Origin of the sequence: Bradyrhizobium sp. SZCCHNRI3043 (assembly GCF_032377735.1) — a bacterium.
Lineage (GTDB): Bacteria > Pseudomonadota > Alphaproteobacteria > Rhizobiales > Xanthobacteraceae > Bradyrhizobium.
On sequence record NZ_JAUHID010000021.1, the window covers coordinates 1 to 16,552 of the forward strand.

The window sequence follows — 16,552 nt, forward strand, 5'->3', positions numbered from 1 at the left end:
AAGACGCTAGGATGGAAAACTCCAGCAGAGGCGCTTGACGAGCTGCTGTCACGAATGAAAACACTTGGTGTTGCGACGACCGCTTGAGCCCGCCTCCCGGCATTCCCCGCGCGATGGTTGGAACGGCTGCTTCGCGTTCTCCCCGGTGCTCCGGGCTTTTTGGCCACCGTCATCGGCACTGCGCGCTTCGCGCATCAGCACCAACTTGGCATCAGCATCGGGATGCCAGGACCACGCGACTTGACCGTGCGCATCGATGTCGTTCGTCGGCATGGCGAACCACGCTGCGCCATCGACACGCCCACCGCATCCCGCCTCAACGTCCGTGACGACCGCGAAGCGCCCCTCTGATCGAGACGGAACGGGAGGCATAGAAGCGTGATTTCTGATAAAAAGAAATAAGAAAATTTTTCAGCGGCGGGCTGGAGAGGGGGATGTGCTTGAAGCGGTTTGCCAAATGAGTTTCTTGGCGCGGGCGCTACGGACGACAAAATGCGAGCGGAGACCAGCGAGCGGCGCGCATGATCGCATTGCGCTATCCACTGAGTTGCCCGACAAGCCGGCCCCTTGATCTCGGGTTTCTTGAGTTCTTGCTGGCTCAGTCGAGCCTCCCGTCTTGGTGAGGATGACAAGCATGTTGCCATCTGAATTATGGCGCGGCAGCGGGCATCTAACGTGTGTCTCATAGCGTGCCAGCGAGCGCGCCAACACTTATTCGAATAGAGAAGTATAGATCTTCTCAAAAATCCAGTACCATCCGAATTGTATCGCAGCGCCCAGTCCGAACCCAGATACGAGTACGAGAAATCCTACCATGTTGCGACCCGCGGGATGCATGCTTTCGCCATGGTGTCCAGCAAGAAATGCTAGGCCATAGTAGGCGGGTGCCGCGAGCGCGACAGCCGGGATTCCATTCACAACTACAGCGACAATCATTGCGATGAGACCTTCGTTGCTGACTCCGTACATTCGGCCTATCGGTGTAACTAGCCCTAGAGCATAAAAATAAGCTGGGAACCAAAGCCATAGGAAATGAAATCTGCCTATGCCTCCGACACCTCGCGCGGCTCGATGGATGTCTGTTGCCGCGTCTGAAACGTAAGCGCCCACCATAGGGGTCAAAACAATCGACAGTGCGTCTATCGCATATTGATGCCAAGGTTCTGCTCTCGGTATCATCGTCGGCTCGGCATATAAAATAGCTAACTTGGCAGCAAAGCCGAGCGAAATCGTGCAGCCTCCCACTACCGCCGCTGTCTTCTCCCGTCCAGGCGCTAAAGCAGCCGCCACGAACGTGCCGAAGCCCATCGATATCGCTTCAGCGATGAGGCGAAAGCCCCAATGTGCGCCCCAGTGCGGCGTCTCGAATAGATCGGCCCGGCCCAGCACCGGTATTACAGAAGCAGCAAATGCTAGTTTGAGAGACAGATAATAGATGCCTGCAACTAAAGGAGCTAGCACGACGGGCCAGAACGGCACCCTCGGCTTCTGCCTTTGATCTATCGCGCCTTCCAGAGACATTCGTCGCCTCCGCCCTCTTTGGCTACCGCAAGTTGCAAGGTGCTTTCCAATATCCTAGCATGCTTGGGTTCTACGGTGCGGCAGGGGGGGTAACAGAATGCAAGCCATATTTTCGATTTTCCAACTCCCAATCCTAGTTCTGAACGTTTTCGGCTTCATCGGCTCGGCAGTTTGGCTGCTCATTCTTGGAGAGTGGCGCTTGGTACTGGTCGGCCTATTGATGTCTGTAACAGCGCCCTTTTTCCTAGGACTGGCGTCTCTTCCGACAGTGTTGCTTGGAGGGCCAGGGATATTCTTCGCGAAACGCGGGATCACGATAGGGGTCTACTTCTTCAGCTTCCTCGCCAGCATCTACATAGCGGCCTTGATTTCAGCATGGTGCGGTACTGTTGCATTTTACTTCTTGAAAGAAACGGCCAAGCCGGCCTTTTGGCCGCTGCTTATATGGTCCTACGGAGTAGCCACTTCCCCTTGGACATACATGGCTCAACAGGACGGCTCCCTTGCCTCAATGTTGGCTGCGTTTTTCGCCCAAGCAGCTTTCATAGTTATGATGATCGGTCTCGCCTTCGGAGCTGACCTCACGTCCGCCACTCAGATTTTCGCTGCGGTGATGGTTCTTGAGGTGCTTTTTCACATGCGCCTTGTCGCTGATGTGCAGCGAGAGGGGTTATACTAGGTGGTCCGTTGGCGAGGAAAAGCGGTGCGCACACGCAAGTCAATCAGCGTTGCAGGCATTTTGCTGGGTATTTGGTTTGCTCTAACGCCAGCCGCAGCGCGAGCGAAGGATGCTGCTTCATTCGATAGACATCTTCGTGCCCTTGCCGGTAAGGGAGATGCCGAGTCCCAGTACAAGCTTGGCACCGCGTATGATGAAGGGCTTGGCGTTTCAAAAGACTATTCCGAGGCGTTTAAATGGTTTCGTCTCGCCGCGGAACAAGGCCATGCCCATTCCCAGTTTCGGGTTGGGGACATGTACATGTCCGGCGAAGGCGTCGCCAAGAACGATGGCGAGGCGGTGATCTGGTTTCGCAAGGCCGCCGAACAGGGGCTAGCTAACGCTCAGGGCATGCTCGGGATAATGTACGCGAAAGGGCAAGCGGTTCCGCAGGACTACGTGCTTGCATACATGTGGCTCCACTTGGCCACCGAAGGCAACCAAGGTGCGGCGCAATTTCGGGATGCCGTTGCGCAACGGATGAGTGTCGCTCAGGTTGCCGAAGCGCAGAGGCAGGCACGCGAATGGAAAGCATCGAAGGGGCGATAGTGGAATCGATTGGTCTGGAATTGGCACGAACCGGAAATCGGGCGGAGCATGCATGCTCCACCCGGATGTTCTAGCGCGTAGGGCGGATTAGCGGAGCGTAATCCGCCGTCATGGCACGCTTGATATTGCGCGCCACGATGCGTGAGCTGGTCACGTTCGCATACTATTGTCGATGAGCTGGACAACGACGTGACATTTATTGAGTGCTCGCCTCGGGCGCGGCGGATTACGCTCCGCTAATCCGCCCTACGGGCTGCCGTATGCGGGAAGGGTTTCCAGCCGGAGCGCCGCAAAGTCCGACATGGTCTGCGCAGGCTGTCGCCCACAAGCGGGGCGAGGGGACGAGACCGGCTCGCCACATTTTGGCCGCAAGCGGAACAGCCCGCGTTCTCTGCTTCAAACCCGCCCCTCAATGCTCTAGAAGCCCACCATGCTCGGACGCATTTTCACGGTCGGCGGCTATACGCTGCTGTCTCGGCTCACCGGCTTTGCCCGCGACATCATGCTGGCGGCGATTCTTGGCGCTGGGCCGGTGGCGGATGCGTTCTTCATTGCGTTCCGGCTGCCAAATCATTTCCGGGCGATCTTCGCCGAGGGGGCGTTCAACGCCGCGTTCGTGCCGGCCTATGCGCATGTCCATGGCGAGAAGGGGCCGGCATCGGCCAGCCTGTTTGCCGACCGCATCTTCACGCTGCTGCTGGCCTCGCAAATCGTGCTGCTGATCCTCGCTTGGGTGTTCATGCCGCAGGCGATGACGATCCTGGCGCCGGGCTTCACCGACGATCCCGCGCAGCGGGAGCTTGCGATCACACTGACCCGCATCACCTTTCCGTATCTGCTGCTGATCACGCTGGTGACGCTCTATGGCGGCATGCTCAACGTGATGCAGCGGTTCGCCAGCGCGGCGGCGGCGTCCATCTTCCTTAATCTCGCAATGATGGCGACCTTGGCGCTGGCGGCGTTCTTTCCCGGCGTCGGTCATGCCGCCGCCTGGGGCGTGCTGATCTCCGGCTTCCTGCAATATGTCCTGCTCGCCGGCGATCTCGCCCGCCATGGCGGGCTGCCGCGCTTTGCGCCGCTCAAGCTCGACGATGACATCCGCGCCTTCTTCAAGGCGCTCGGTCCCGCAACGCTCGGCTCGATGGGCACGCAGGTCGCGATGTTCGCCGACACCATCATCGCGACGTTCCTGCCGGCAGGCGCGATCTCGGCGCTGTATTACGCCGATCGTCTCAACCAGCTGCCGATCGGCGTCATCGGCATCGCCATCGGCACGGTGCTGCTGCCGGAGATGTCGCGGCGGCTGACGGCGAATGACCAAGAGGGCGCCATGGAGCAGCAGCGCCGCGCCTTCGAGTTCACATTGCTGTTCTCGGTGCCGTTCGTCGCCGCGTTCCTCGCCGTGCCCGACGTGATTACGCGGGCGATGTTCGCGCGCGGCGCCTTCACCAAGGGCGATGCGGCGGCGGCGGGGGCGACGCTCGCCGCCTATGCCGTCGGGCTCATTCCGTTCGTGATGATTCGCAGCGCGGTCTCGACCTTCTACGCGCGCAAGGACACCGCCACACCGGTGAAGGCTTCGCTCACGGGGCTGACCGCCAACGTCGTGCTCAAGGTGCTGCTGATGGGCTCGCTCGCGCAGGTCGGTCTTGCGCTGGCGACGGCTGTCGGCGCGTGGATCAACCTGTTGCTGGTGCTCGGCTTCGCCGTGCACAAGGGTTATCTGCGTTTCGATCGGCGGCTCACCATGTCGCTGATGAAATTTGCCGGAACTGGCGTGGTGCTCGCGGCAACGTTGTGGGCGACGGCCTTCGTGGCATCGACCCATCTCGCATCGCTCGGCCGCATGCAGGATGAAGCCGTTCTCGGTCTGCTGATCATCGTCGGCGCCGTCATCTATGTGGGCGCCATTCTCGTTCTGTTCGGCCCGCGCTGGCTCAAGGCGCTGGTGCGGCGCTGAGGTTTGCGCTGCAGCATCGAGCTGCTGGCATGCCTGCTGAGAGTTGACCGCGCGTGGGTCCGGGGGCGGCCATATGGCGTTTGCGCGAGTCCTCGTTCCGCTGCAATATGCCGTCCAATATTTGCGACAATGCAAGCGGGAAGTGAAACCAGATGGCAGCTCCAATCAAGTTCGGTGTCGGACAAGGCGTTCTCCGCAAAGAGGATGACGCGCTGATTCGCGGCAAGGGCCGCTACACCGATGATCTGGCGCCGGCTGCCGCCTTGCATGCCCTGGTGCTGCGCTCGCCGCAGGCCCATGCCAAGTTCACCATCGACGTCACCCAGGCGCGGCTCTTGCCGGGCGTGGCGCTGATTCTGACCGCCGCCGACACCGCGGAGCTCGGTGGGCTACCCTGCCTGTTCAATCTCGAGACCGATCCGTTCACCGCGCCGCCTTATCCGATCCTCGCCAAGGACGAGGTGCGCCACGTCGGCGACGCGATCGCATTCGTCGTCGCCGATACGCTCGATCACGCGCGCGACGCGCTGGAGGCGATCAAGGTCGAGTGGACGACGCTGCCGGCCGTGACCGGCGTCGTGAACGCGATCAAGCCGGACGCGCCGCAGGTGTGGGCCGAGCATAAGGGCAACGTTCTGTTCGACGTTGCGATCGGCGACAAGGCCGCGACCGAGGCGGCGTTCGCCAAGGCTCATGCGGTTGCCGAGATCCGCATCGTCAATCCGCGCGTGGTGGCGAGCTTCATGGAGACGCGCGCCGCGGTCTGCGAATACGACACCAAGCGCGACCATCTGACGCTGACGGCGGGCAGCCAGGGCAGCCACCGCCTGCGCGACATTCTGTGCCAGAACGTGCTGAAGATCCCGACCGAGAAGATGCGGGTGATCTGCCCCGACGTCGGCGGCGGCTTCGGCACCAAGCTGTTTCCCTACCGGGAATACGCGCTGCTCGCGGTCGCCGCGCAGCGGCTGCGCAAGTCGGTGCGCTGGGCCGCCGATCGCTCGGAGCATTTCATGGGCGACGCGCAGGGCCGCGACAACGTCACCACCGCGAAGATGGCGCTGGCCGAGGACGGCAAGTTCCTCGCGATGGACGTCGACCTGATGGGCGACATGGGCGCCTATCTCTCGACCTTCGCGCCCTATATCCCGCATGGCGGCGCCGGCATGCTGCCGGGGCTCTACGACATCCAGGCCTTCCACTGCCGGGTGCGCACGATCTTCACCCATACCGTGCCGGTCGACGCCTATCGCGGCGCGGGCCGCCCCGAGGCGGCTTATGTCATCGAGCGCCTGGTCGATGCCTGCGCACGCAAGCTCGACATGAGCGTCGATGCGATCAGGCGCAAGAACTTCATTCCGCCGCGCGCGCTGCCCTACAAGACCGCGACCGGCAAGGTCTACGATTCCGGCGACTTCAACGCGCATCTCAAGCGCGCGATGGAGATCGCGCAGTGGAAGGAGTTTCCGAAGCGCGCCAAGGCCGCCAAGAAGCACGGGCTGATCCGCGGCATCGGGCTCGCGAGCTATGTCGAGGTCTGCGGCACCATGGGCGAGGAGACCGCCAATGTGCGGCTCGATCCCAATGGTGACGTCACCATCCTGATCGGCACGCAGTCGAGCGGGCAGGGCCACCAGACCGCCTATGCCCAGATCGTCGCCGAGCAGTTCGGCCTGCCGCCGGAGCGCGTCCACATCCACCAGGGCGACACGGCCGAAATCGCGACCGGCCTCGGCACCGGCGGCTCGGCCTCGATCCCCTCGGGCGGCGTTAGCGTGCAGCGCGCCACCCATGAGCTCGGCGACAAGCTCAAGCAGATCGCGGCGGAAGCGCTCGAGGCCGGCCTCGGCGATCTCGAGATCGCGGACGGCGTGATCCGCGTCGCCGGCACCGACCGGGCGATCTCGTTCGCCGATCTCGCCAAGCGTCCGGGCACAGATCCTGCCAAGCTGAACGGCAGTGCCACCTTCGCCAGCGCCGACGGCACCTATCCGAACGGCACACATGTGGCCGAGGTCGAGATCGATCCGGCGACCGGGATCATCAAAATCGTCAACTACGTCATCGTCGACGATTTCGGCGTGACGCTGAATCCGCTGCTGCTGGCCGGCCAGGTGCATGGCGGTGCGGTGCAGGGCATCGGTCAGGCGCTGATGGAGCAGGTGGTCTACAGCAACTCCGACGCTCAGCTCGTCACCGGCAGCTTCATGGACTACGCGCTGCCGCGTGCCGCCGACGCGCCGTCCTTTACCTTCGAGACCCACAACGTGCCCTGCAAGACCAATCCGATGGGTGTCAAGGGCGCGGGCGAGGCGGGCGCGATCGGCTCCTGCCCGGCTGTGGTCAATGCGATCGTCGAAGCGCTCTGGCGCGAGTACAAGATCGATCACATCGACATGCCGGCGACCCCGGAGCGCGTCTGGATTGCGATCCGGGAGCAGCATCGCCGTCATAGTCTCTGAGTACTCTCCCTCCGTAGCCTCTCCGATATCCGCCTCAATTCCGGAATAATCCGCGGGCTGAGGGGTTGATCTAACCGAGCGACCCGTTCAGGTGGGCTGGACGGGATTGTGACAACAAAGGAGCGAATTGATGAAGCGGACTGTCGTGGCTGTCGCAGCTTTGCTGCTAGGGGCGGGCGCCGTGATGGCACAGCAGGATCTGGTCAAGCATAGCCAGGACACGATGAAGGCCAACGCCAAGAACCTCGGCGGTGTTCTCATCGCCATGGTGAAGGGCGAGAAGCCGTACGACCAGGCCGCGGTCAATGCCGCTCTGGCGCAGCTCGACGAGACGGCCAAGAAGCTGCCGACGATGTATCCCGCCAGCGTCAAGGGCGCGAAGTTCGAGGGCGACTACAGCCCGTCGCCGAAGATCTGGGAAGACCATGCCGGCTTCAAGACCAAGATCGACAGCTTCGCCAAGGTGGTCACCGAGGCCAAGGCCAAGATCAAGGATCTCGACAGCCTCAAGGCGACCGCGCCGGCGATCGGCAAGGAGTGCGGCGGTTGCCACGAGACCTTCCGGCTCAAGGCCAGCTGACCTGATGTGATCTCATGCGAGGGGCGAACGCGTGCTGCGCGTTCGCCCCGTTTGTTTGTGCGCCTGTTTTGTTTGTGCGCCCGTGCGTCCTGTCGTATCGATCGCCGCCGACGCCTTGGGGCTTGCGGCGAAAACCACGACATCCTCCCCGCCGTGACGGAGCGACCATGTTGCGACGCCTTCTGCTTGCTGTCTGTGTGCTCGGTGCCGCGGGCCTTGCGGTATTCTGGTGGCTGACGAGCCCGTCGACCGTGGTGCTCGCGGCGGCGACACGGGCGCCTGATCTCGCCAATGGCCAGGAGATGTTCAACATTGGCGGCTGCGCGTCATGCCATGCCGTCCCGAACCAGCCGGATCGACTGAAGCTCGGCGGCGGGCTGCCGCTGACCTCGCCGTTCGGCACGTTCTACGCGCCCAACATCTCGCCCGATCCCACTGACGGCATTGGGCGCTGGAGCGAGGCCGAGTTCGTCAATGCGGTGGTGAGGGGCGTGTCGCCGGGCGGCAGCCACTACTACCCGGCGTTTCCCTATGCCTCCTACGCGGCCGCGAAGATCGACGACGTCCGCGATCTCTTCGCCTACATGAAGACGCTGCCGCCGGTCGCCGGGGCCTCGCGCGCGCACGACATGCCATTCCCGTTCAACATCCGCCGCACCGTCGGGGTCTGGAAGCTCTTGTTCTTCGGCGACAAGCCCTTTGCCGCCAACGCCTCGCGCCCGGCGGAGTGGAATCGCGGCGCCTATCTGGTCAATACGCTCGGCCATTGCGCCGAATGCCACAGCCCGCGCAATGCGCTCGGCGGCATCGTCTCGGCGCAGCGTCTGGCGGGTGGGCCCGATCCGGAAGGTCAGGGCTTCGTGCCGAACATCACCCAGAAGGGCCTGTCGGACTGGAGCGAGAGCGACATCAGCTATTTCCTCGAGACCGGACAACTGCCCGACGGCGACAGCGCCGGCGGCTCGATGGCGCGGGTGATCCGTAACACCTCGCAGCTCACGCCCGAGGATCGCAAGGCGATGGCGGTCTATCTGAAATCGCTGCCGCCGGTCGAAGGCCCGCCGAAGCCGAAGAAGCCCGCGGGCTGATCAGTTCGGCCGGCGCGCAACGCGGATCAGATCGGCTTGAAGCTGCCGTCGCTCTGGATCACCGTCAGCGACACCGGCGGTGGATTCTCCTTGCGCGCGTTGCCGAAGCTGACCACCAGCCCGCCGATGTCGAACTGGCCGACCTCGTTGATGATGCGCAGCAGCTCGGCGCGGGTCGGGTTAGGCCCGGTCATCGCCAGGGCGCGGGCCACCAGGCGGCCGGTGATGTAGCCCTCGAGCCCGATGAAGTCCGGCGTCTGGCTCGGATCGAGCGTCTTCATCGCGGCCTGATAGTCGGCGACGATGCGGAGGTCGGTGTCCCACGGAAACGGCACCACCTCGGAGACGATGACGCCGCGGCCTTCCGGGCCGAGCTCCTTGGCGAGCGCGTTGCCGCCGACGAAGGAGACCGCCGTGAAGGTCGGGTTGAAGCCGCTGCGATGCGCCATCTTGATGAACTCGGCGCACGGGCCGTAGGTGCCGACCAGGATCACCGCTTCCGGCTCCGCGCGCCGGATGACCTTGAGCGCCGCGCCGACCGCGCGCGTGTTGCGCTCGAACGTGCCTTCGGCCGCGAGCTCGAGGCCGCGGCGATCGAGATGTGTCTTCACGCCGGCCAGCACGTCGCGGCCGAACGCGTCATCCTGATAGAAGATCGCGATCCGGGTCAGGTGAAGCTCTTCGGTGAGGTACTTGATCGAGGCTTCTGCCTCGGCCGCGTAGCTCGCGCGGATGTTCACGATGTTCTGGAATTCGGGCGCCCGCAGGAATTCGGCGCCCGAGATCGGCCCGATGAAGGGGACGTCGTTCGACGCCGCGATCGGAGCGGTGGCCATCGCGGTCGGCGTGCCGACGGCGCCGATCAGCGCGAACACCTTATCCTCGTAGATCAGCTTGATGGTCTCGACCACCGAACGATCGGGATCGTAGCCGTCGTTGCGGCTCGCCAGCTTGAGCCTGCGTCCGTAGACGCCGCCCTTGGCGTTGAGCTCGTTGAAGGCCGCCAGCAGTCCCTGGCGCGCCGCCTGGCCCAGCGCGGCCGACGGGCCTTCCAGCGCCGCCACCTGGCCGAACATGATGGAGTCGTTGGTGACGCCGAGCTCGTCGGCGCGCGCAGGCCCGGGCGGGAGCACGCCGGCGATCAGGATGAGAACGATGGAGATCCGAAGGCTTGAAAACCAGTTCATTGCGATCTTCGATGCACGGGTACGCTGGATGACAACTCAGTCTAGGCGTGTTGAATGAAGACCTCGCTAAGGACGTAGCCCGCGCTTGATCGCGTTTTGGGCGGCCCTCAACAGTCAGCCGTTAACCAAGCCCCGGTTTCTGGTACTCCACAACGGATCATCTTTGACCGTCCTTAACTTACCGCGGCCAGCATCGGCCGCATCGTGGTGAGGGGCAGCCGTTTGGCGGGGGCCATATTGCAGGTTGAAGAGTACAGCGCACCGACGCTGCCGGAAAAGGATGATGCTCGCAGCGGTAGCGGGCGGGAGAGGCTGCGCGCGTCGTTATCGCGATACCGCCTTTATCGCCCCGCGATCATCGCGGCATGCGTCGGCGTCGTGCTGTCGGTCGTCGGGACGGTTGCCGTGGGACGCTGGGAAAACCGGCTGGCGCGCACCGATTTCGAAGGCGTGGCCGAAGCCCAGGCGATCCTGGTCCAGAACGGCGTCAACGAATATGTCAGCCGGCTGACCGCGCTGCGCACCCGCTTCGAATCCGCCAACGACGACATCACCCGCAGCGAGTACCAGACCTTCAGCGCGCGCCTGTTCGAGGCGCATCGCGGCATGCTCCGCCTGGCGTGGCTACCGCGGATCAAGCGCAAGGAGCGCGGCGAATACGAGGCGGCGGCGATCACCGATGGCGTTCCCGCCTTTCGCATCAAGTCCTATCCCGACGGCACGGTGGCGCCGGAGAGCGACGAATACTATCCGGTCTACTTCTCCACCGAGGCGAAGACCTCCCCGGTCTACGGTCTCGATTATTGGAGCATTCCCGACCATCGCGCCGTGCTGGAGCAGTCGCGCGACTACGACGTGATCGGCGCGTTGCGCACGCGTCAGAACCTGATCAATCAGAACGAGCGCAACAACGCCGTGATGATCGGCATCCCCGTCTACGCCAAGGGGACGTCGCGCACGACGGTCGCCGACCGCCGGCGCAATCTCAGCGGCTTCATCATCGGCGTGTTCGACCTGCCGACGCTGCTGCAGTCGGTGCGCGCGAACAATCCTAACAGTCCGGCGCTTGCGATCAACCTTCTGCCGCCCGAACGCGTGATCAACGCCTCCGGCGTGGACCCGCAGCGCTGGCCCGCGGACCCCAGCATCTGGTCGACGACCTTGCGCATCGGCGATGCCGACTGGGTGTTCCAGGCGGCGCCCGCCGGCGGCAGCCTGATGGCGAGCCACAACCGCGCGCTGGCGCTGTATGCGGCCGGCATGGCGACGACGATCTTCCTCGCCGTGTATCTCGCGCTGTCGAGCCGCAACGCCCTGCAGCTCGCGCTCGCCAATCGCCGCGTGCTCGAGCTGGCGCAGACCGACGCGCTGACGGGCCTCGCGAACCGCGCCTTCTTCCTCGAGGAGATGGAGCGCATCAACGACGAGAAGAACGGCCGCTTCACCGTTTTCCTGCTCGACCTCGACCGTTTCAAGAACGTCAACGATTCACTCGGTCATGGCGCCGGCGATGAGCTGCTGGTGCAGGTCGCGCAGCGGCTGAGATCGCAACTGCGCGACGAGGACGTGCTGGCCCGGCTCGGCGGCGACGAGTTCGCCCTGATCCAGGCCGGATCCGCCGACCAGCGCGCCGCCGCGATCGAGCTTGCGCAGCGCATCACCAAGCTGATCGCCGAGCCGTTCCAGCTCGCCGGGCAACGGGTCGAGATCGGCACCAGCATCGGCATCTCGCTCGCGCCCCAGCACGGCCGCGACCAGGAGCACCTGCTCAAGAAGGCCGATCTCGCGCTCTACCGCTCGAAATCCGCCGGCCGCAGCTGCTACACGCTCTATGACGATGCGATGTCGGCCGAGCTCGAGGCGCGCAACACGCTCGAGGGCGATCTGCGCGACGCCATCGCGCAGTGCCAGTTCGAGGTGCACTATCAGCCGTTCTACGACGCCGAGACGCGCGAGCGGCGCGGCGTCGAGGCGCTGGTGCGCTGGCGTCATCCGGTCAAGGGGCTGGTGCCGCCGGACAAGTTCATCCCGCTTGCGGAGTCGACCGGCCTGATCGTGCCGCTCGGCGAATGGATCATCGGTCGCGCCTGCGACGACGCCACCGCATGGCCCGACGACGTCAAGATCGCCGTCAATCTGTCGCCCGTCCAGTTCAAGCAGGCGGAGCTGTTCGACGTCATCCAGTCGGCGCTCGCGCGGTCCGGCCTCGATCCGAAGCGTCTCGAGATCGAGATCACGGAGTCGGTGCTGCTGGAGCGCGCGGCCGAGAACGAGAGCTTCATCGACAGGCTGAAGGGCCTCGGCATCTCGCTGGCACTCGACGATTTCGGCACCGGCTATTCGTCGCTGCGTTCGCTGACGGCGTTCCCGTTCAACAAGATCAAGATCGACAAGTCCTTCGTCGCCAATCTGAGCGTGCGCGACGAAAGTGCCGCCGTCATCTCGTCGGTCGTGACGCTGGCGCGGGGGCTTGGCATCCAGATCACCGCCGAAGGCGTCGAGACCGAAGAGCAGCTGGTGCAACTGCGCGCGCTCGGCGTCAACTTCGCGCAAGGTTATCTGCTGGGCCGGCCGATGCCGGTCGAGCAGCTCGAGCAGCATCTGGAGATCGCGCGCGCTGCGTCCGAGGCCGACGAGCCGCAGCCGGCCGAAGACGCATCTGAGGACGGCGCAACCGAGGACGACGATCCGCACTCGGCGGCCGTCGTCGCGCTCATTCCCCGGTCCGGGGCGCTGCTATCCCTCGCATCCAACGGCTGAGCGGCGAGGCGGTTTCGGCGTCCGCGTCGACCGACAGGCGTGGCGAGCCCAGCATGGCGGCCTCGCGCGCGGCGCTCGGCGTGATGCCATAGGCGGTCTTGAACAGCCGCGTGAAATGCGCATCGGTACCGAGCTGCCAGCGCCGCGCGACCTCGCTGATGCGCAACGCCCGCGATCCGGTTCCCGCGAGATCGAAGAACGCACGGTGCAGTCGGCGGCGGCGGATGTAGTCGGCGATGCCGCCGATCGGCGCGAACAGGCGATAGAGCGACGCGCGAGACATCCCGAAATGCAGCGCCACGGCGTCGGCGCTGAGTTCGGGGCTCGACAGCCGCGCTTCGATATATTGGCGGACGCGGAGCAGCGAGGCGTCCGGCGTCACGCTGCGGTCGGCATCGCGGCGTTCGAGCTCGCCGCGCAGGCACGCCGAGATCAGTGCGATCGTGCCCTCGACCGCAGCCTGGCACTCGTCGAAACTCATGCGCGGCGCATAGTCGAGCAGTGCGCCGAAATGCCGCGCCAACAGCGGCGCCAGCGCGCCGCTGCGCGGCAGCACCAGGCCGTGCAGGTCGTCGACCTGCAGCAGGCGCGCATCGAACATCGGACGCGGCACCACCAACGTGACGTTCTCGAACGGCGTCGCGCGCGTTTCGAGTGTCTGGGCGAGATCGAGCACGCAGAGGTCGCCGGCCTCGACCCGGATCGGCGAGGCGCCAGCGACGCCCTCATAGCTGCCGTTCACGTAGAGCTGCAGGATGATGTGATCCACGCCGCTGCGGGCGACGGTCTCGGCCGATCGCCGGAACCGCTGGCCGCTCGCACGGGCCGATCCGAGCAGGACGGAGCCAAGCGCGTAGGACAGGACGTCCGCCCGGAACGGAGCGGCCTCGCCGGCCGCGAGCTCGTCGACCTCGAAGAACGTCGACGTGGCCTCACGCCACGCGGCAATGTTGGTCTCGGTGTCCATCTGCTCGGCGGAAAAGCCATAGCTCGGCAGCAGGGACGAAACGGCTTTGATCTCACTCTTCACACGGCGCCGCAGTCATTCTTGAGTTTTCGTCTCAACTTCTTGATCGACCGTATCGGATCGGTCGCCCGCCTTGACCCGATGCTCCGCGCACCGGTTATAGACGCCTATCGCCAAGTTGCCCGAAAGGAAAGCCGGGCCGTTCGACGGTCCCCCCATGACCCCTCGCGATCGAAAGGTCCGGCTTTTCAGCCTGCTGACACGCACTGGCGGACACGGCCCTCCGGCCGCCCACCGTCTTTCATGACGAAACCATGCTTGACCCATTTTCAGGACCTCGGCGCCCGTCGGTCACGACGGGCGCCTTTGTCGTGAGGCAGGTGGCCGACGGGCAGGCCGTCCCCGGGCTTGGACGAGCTCGTCGCTAGGTGGCGCCGAAGGCCTTGAACGTGATGATGGTGTGGGTGTCCTGAATGCCCGGCAGCACCTGGACCTTCTCGTTCACGAAGTGGCCGATGTCGGTGGCATTGTCGACGTAGAACTTCACCAGCAGGTCATAATTTCCCGCCGTCGAGTAGATCTCGGAGGCGATCTCGGCTTCCGCCAGCGCATTGGCGACCGTGTAGGACTGGCCAAGCTTGCACTTGATCTGGACGAAGAAGGGAACCATTGCGGGCTGTCTCCGGAAGGCATCTTTCGCCTCAATATAGCGTTTTCCGGCGAAGTCGATACGCTTTCTCCGGTGGCCGGGCCTGCTTGCCGGGCGCGGCCGGCCCGCGCTAGGAAGGGGCATGAGCACCCCCGTCGCACTTTCCATCGCCGGTTCGGATTCCTCCGGGGGAGCCGGCATCCAGGCCGACCTCAAGACCTTTGCGGCGCTGGCCGTCTATGGCGCGTCGGTGCTGACGGCGCTGACCGCCCAGAACACCAAGGGCGTGACCGGGGTGCACCTGGTGCCCCCCGATTTCGTCACCGCGCAGATCGATGCGGTGTTCGACGACCTCGCCGTCGGCGCGGTCAAGATCGGCATGGTGGCGCAGGCGCCGATTGCCGACGCCATTGCCGCAAGCCTTGCGCGCTGGACGCCGTCACACGTGGTGCTCGATCCGGTGATGGTGGCGACGTCGGGTGCCCGGCTGTTGCCGGAGGATGCGATCGACGCGCTGCGCCGCGGGCTGATCCCGCGGGCGTCGCTGATCACGCCGAACCTGCCCGAGGCGGCCGCGCTGCTGGACGAGCCGGTTGCGACCTCCGACGAGGCGATCGCGGCGCAAGGCCGCCGGCTGCTCGCGCTCGGCTGTCCGGCCGTGCTGATCAAGGGCGGCCACGGGCAGGGCACCGACAGCACCGACTATCTGATCACCGCGGATGGCTGCACCGCATTGGCGTCGCCACGCATCGACACGAAGAATACCCACGGCACGGGCTGTTCGCTGTCGTCGGCCGTGACCGCCGGGCTGGCGAAGGGCGAGAGCCTCGAGACGGCCGTGCGCAATGCCAAGGCCTTCATCTCCGGTGCCATCGCGGCGGCCGATCGCTTCACCGTCGGGCATCGCCACGGCCCGGTGCATCACCTGTACCGGTTCTACTGATTGAGATCATCCGATGCTGGTTCGGGCCGTGCGCATCAGCCGCGCGGCGGCGATCTCCTACCGATGTCCCCCCATCACGCGGGCGCGATATTCGCCTGGTGATTCGCCGAACCAGCGATTGGATGCGCGGAAGAAGGTGCTCTGGTCGGCATAGCCGAGCAGATAGCCGATGTCGGTGAGCGTCATGCGGAAATCGGCGAGATGGCGCTGGGCGAGCTCGCGCCTGACATCATCGACGAGATCACTGAAGGAGAGGCCTTCATCGGCGAGCCGGCGCTGGAAGGTGCGATCGCTCAAGCCGAGCTCGGCGGCAATGGCCGAGCGCAACGGGCTGCCGTCGGGCAGCAGCTTGGCAATGGCGATGCGGGCGCGGTACGCGGTGTCGGCCGTGACCAGCCGCTCCAGCGCCTCGCCGGCGATGCGATCGTGGATCGCGGCGAGCTCGGGGGCCGAGGTGGTCAGCTTGCAGGCGAGATCCTGATCCGATACCAGAAAGCCGTTGAACGGTGCATCGAATTCAAGCGGGGACTGGAACGCCCTGTTGTAGCACGCGATCGACAGCGGCACCGGATGCGAGAAGCGGGTGGCGAGCGGCGTCAAGCGACGGTCCAGCATCCACCGGCATAGATTGAGCAGATTGACGACGCCGTAGTCGTAGCGCTGCCGCGGAATCGGGCATTCACCGCCGAACACGTCGGTCCGCACCCAGCGGCCGCCATTGCCCTGCTCGAGCGTGATGGTGACGGCGTCACTTACCAGGCACATGTAGCGGATCAGGCGCGTCAGCCCGGCGAGAAGCGTGGGGCTCGACATCATGGCGTAGCCGGCGACGCCATAGTTGTCAGGTCGCGGCGCATCGAGCTTGGCGAGCCCGATGTCCGGATTGCCCGAACGCTCCGCCGCCAGCACCCACAACCGGCTCAGTGCCTCGGTCGGCCAGCGGCGATCGCAATCGTCGAGATCGTCGATCGAGAGGCCGACCTCGGCGAACAGCGCGGCCGCATCCAGACCTTGCTCGTTCAGTGTCGTCGCGACGCCGCGCATCCAGGACGACGATGTGGTTCGAATCTGCTGAGCCATCCCTTGGCCTTCTGGAGCCAGTGCTTTGGCCTCCTCGGGTCATTGTGCAGATGCACATGAGATTGCATAGCACCGGGCATTGGCGATC

At 64.5% G+C, this 16,552-nt stretch carries 14 protein-coding genes; 8 read left to right on the forward strand and 6 right to left on the reverse strand.

What is annotated here, in order from left to right; translation table 11 throughout:
* Positions 1-48 precede the first annotated feature (48 nt).
* A complete protein-coding gene (locus tag QX124_RS27750; protein WP_315798839.1) occupies positions 49-273 on the reverse strand; it encodes a hypothetical protein in 225 nt (74 codons plus the stop codon).
* A gap of 438 nt (positions 274-711) precedes the next feature.
* Positions 712-1,521: a hypothetical protein gene (locus QX124_RS27755; protein WP_315798840.1), complete on the reverse strand. Its 810-nt coding sequence runs from the start codon at positions 1,519-1,521 to the stop codon at positions 712-714.
* A gap of 97 nt (positions 1,522-1,618) precedes the next feature.
* Here QX124_RS27755 and QX124_RS27760 point away from each other — a divergent pair, with 97 nt between their 5' ends.
* The 6 genes from QX124_RS27760 to QX124_RS27785 all read left to right on the forward strand — a co-directional run bounded on the left by QX124_RS27760 (position 1,619) and on the right by QX124_RS27785 (position 8,878).
* Positions 1,619-2,200, forward strand: coding sequence for a hypothetical protein (locus QX124_RS27760; protein WP_315798841.1), 582 nt, complete (start codon positions 1,619-1,621; stop codon positions 2,198-2,200).
* Between the two features lie 24 nt (positions 2,201-2,224).
* The gene (locus tag QX124_RS27765) at positions 2,225-2,788 is read left to right on the forward strand and encodes a tetratricopeptide repeat protein (protein ID WP_315798842.1); all 564 of its coding nucleotides are present in this window, start codon (positions 2,225-2,227) and stop codon (positions 2,786-2,788) included.
* 430 nt (positions 2,789-3,218) lie between these two features.
* On the forward strand, positions 3,219-4,748 hold the full coding sequence (gene murJ / locus QX124_RS27770) for a murein biosynthesis integral membrane protein MurJ (RefSeq protein ID WP_315798843.1): 1,530 nt from the start codon (positions 3,219-3,221) through the stop codon (positions 4,746-4,748).
* A gap of 152 nt (positions 4,749-4,900) precedes the next feature.
* Complete coding sequence (locus QX124_RS27775; RefSeq protein WP_315798844.1) at positions 4,901-7,210, forward strand: xanthine dehydrogenase family protein molybdopterin-binding subunit; 2,310 nt, start codon at positions 4,901-4,903, stop codon at positions 7,208-7,210.
* Positions 7,211-7,340: 130 nt separating this feature from the next.
* On the forward strand, positions 7,341-7,790 hold the full coding sequence (locus QX124_RS27780) for a cytochrome c (RefSeq protein ID WP_315738876.1): 450 nt from the start codon (positions 7,341-7,343) through the stop codon (positions 7,788-7,790).
* 167 nt (positions 7,791-7,957) lie between these two features.
* Complete coding sequence (locus QX124_RS27785) at positions 7,958-8,878, forward strand: cytochrome c (protein WP_315798845.1); 921 nt, start codon at positions 7,958-7,960, stop codon at positions 8,876-8,878.
* A gap of 26 nt (positions 8,879-8,904) precedes the next feature.
* Here the strand turns inward: QX124_RS27785 and QX124_RS27790 are convergent, their stop codons facing one another.
* Positions 8,905-10,065: an ABC transporter substrate-binding protein gene (locus QX124_RS27790; RefSeq protein WP_315738874.1), complete on the reverse strand. Its 1,161-nt coding sequence runs from the start codon at positions 10,063-10,065 to the stop codon at positions 8,905-8,907.
* A gap of 237 nt (positions 10,066-10,302) precedes the next feature.
* Here QX124_RS27790 and QX124_RS27795 point away from each other — a divergent pair, with 237 nt between their 5' ends.
* Positions 10,303-12,825, forward strand: a complete 2,523-nt coding sequence (locus tag QX124_RS27795; RefSeq protein ID WP_315782676.1) for an EAL domain-containing protein — start codon at positions 10,303-10,305, stop codon at positions 12,823-12,825.
* Here the strand turns inward: QX124_RS27795 and QX124_RS27800 are convergent.
* On the reverse strand, positions 12,779-13,843 hold the full coding sequence (locus QX124_RS27800) for a helix-turn-helix domain-containing protein (RefSeq protein ID WP_315739129.1): 1,065 nt from the start codon (positions 13,841-13,843) through the stop codon (positions 12,779-12,781). The genes QX124_RS27795 and QX124_RS27800 overlap by 47 nt on opposite strands.
* A gap of 373 nt (positions 13,844-14,216) precedes the next feature.
* A complete protein-coding gene (locus QX124_RS27805; RefSeq protein ID WP_172112765.1) occupies positions 14,217-14,462 on the reverse strand; it encodes an Lrp/AsnC ligand binding domain-containing protein in 246 nt (81 codons plus the stop codon).
* Between the two features lie 121 nt (positions 14,463-14,583).
* On the opposite strand from QX124_RS27805, the gene thiD reads away from it, so the two are divergent.
* Complete coding sequence (gene thiD, locus QX124_RS27810) at positions 14,584-15,384, forward strand: bifunctional hydroxymethylpyrimidine kinase/phosphomethylpyrimidine kinase (RefSeq protein WP_315798846.1); 801 nt, start codon at positions 14,584-14,586, stop codon at positions 15,382-15,384.
* A 57-nt stretch (positions 15,385-15,441) separates the two neighbouring features.
* On the opposite strand, the gene QX124_RS27815 is transcribed toward thiD, so the two are convergent.
* A complete protein-coding gene (locus QX124_RS27815; RefSeq protein ID WP_315798847.1) occupies positions 15,442-16,464 on the reverse strand; it encodes an AraC family transcriptional regulator in 1,023 nt (340 codons plus the stop codon).
* Positions 16,465-16,552: the final 88 nt, after the last annotated feature.

Bases quoted from the DNA above. Each gene is read 5' to 3' on its own strand.
- QX124_RS27750 (WP_315798839.1), bottom strand. From the start codon at position 273: ATGCCGACGAACGACATCGATGCGCACGGTCAAGTCGCGTGGTCCTGG.
- QX124_RS27755 (WP_315798840.1), bottom strand. From the start codon at position 1,521: ATGTCTCTGGAAGGCGCGATAGATCAAAGGCAGAAGCCGAGGGTGCCG.
- QX124_RS27760 (WP_315798841.1), top strand. From the start codon at position 1,619: ATGCAAGCCATATTTTCGATTTTCCAACTCCCAATCCTAGTTCTGAAC.
- murJ (WP_315798843.1), top strand. From the start codon at position 3,219: ATGCTCGGACGCATTTTCACGGTCGGCGGCTATACGCTGCTGTCTCGG.
- QX124_RS27775 (WP_315798844.1), top strand. From the start codon at position 4,901: ATGGCAGCTCCAATCAAGTTCGGTGTCGGACAAGGCGTTCTCCGCAAA.
- QX124_RS27780 (WP_315738876.1), top strand. From the start codon at position 7,341: ATGAAGCGGACTGTCGTGGCTGTCGCAGCTTTGCTGCTAGGGGCGGGC.
- QX124_RS27785 (WP_315798845.1), top strand. From the start codon at position 7,958: ATGTTGCGACGCCTTCTGCTTGCTGTCTGTGTGCTCGGTGCCGCGGGC.
- QX124_RS27790 (WP_315738874.1), bottom strand. From the start codon at position 10,065: ATGAACTGGTTTTCAAGCCTTCGGATCTCCATCGTTCTCATCCTGATC.
- QX124_RS27805 (WP_172112765.1), bottom strand. From the start codon at position 14,462: ATGGTTCCCTTCTTCGTCCAGATCAAGTGCAAGCTTGGCCAGTCCTAC.
- thiD (WP_315798846.1), top strand. From the start codon at position 14,584: ATGAGCACCCCCGTCGCACTTTCCATCGCCGGTTCGGATTCCTCCGGG.
- QX124_RS27815 (WP_315798847.1), bottom strand. From the start codon at position 16,464: ATGGCTCAGCAGATTCGAACCACATCGTCGTCCTGGATGCGCGGCGTC.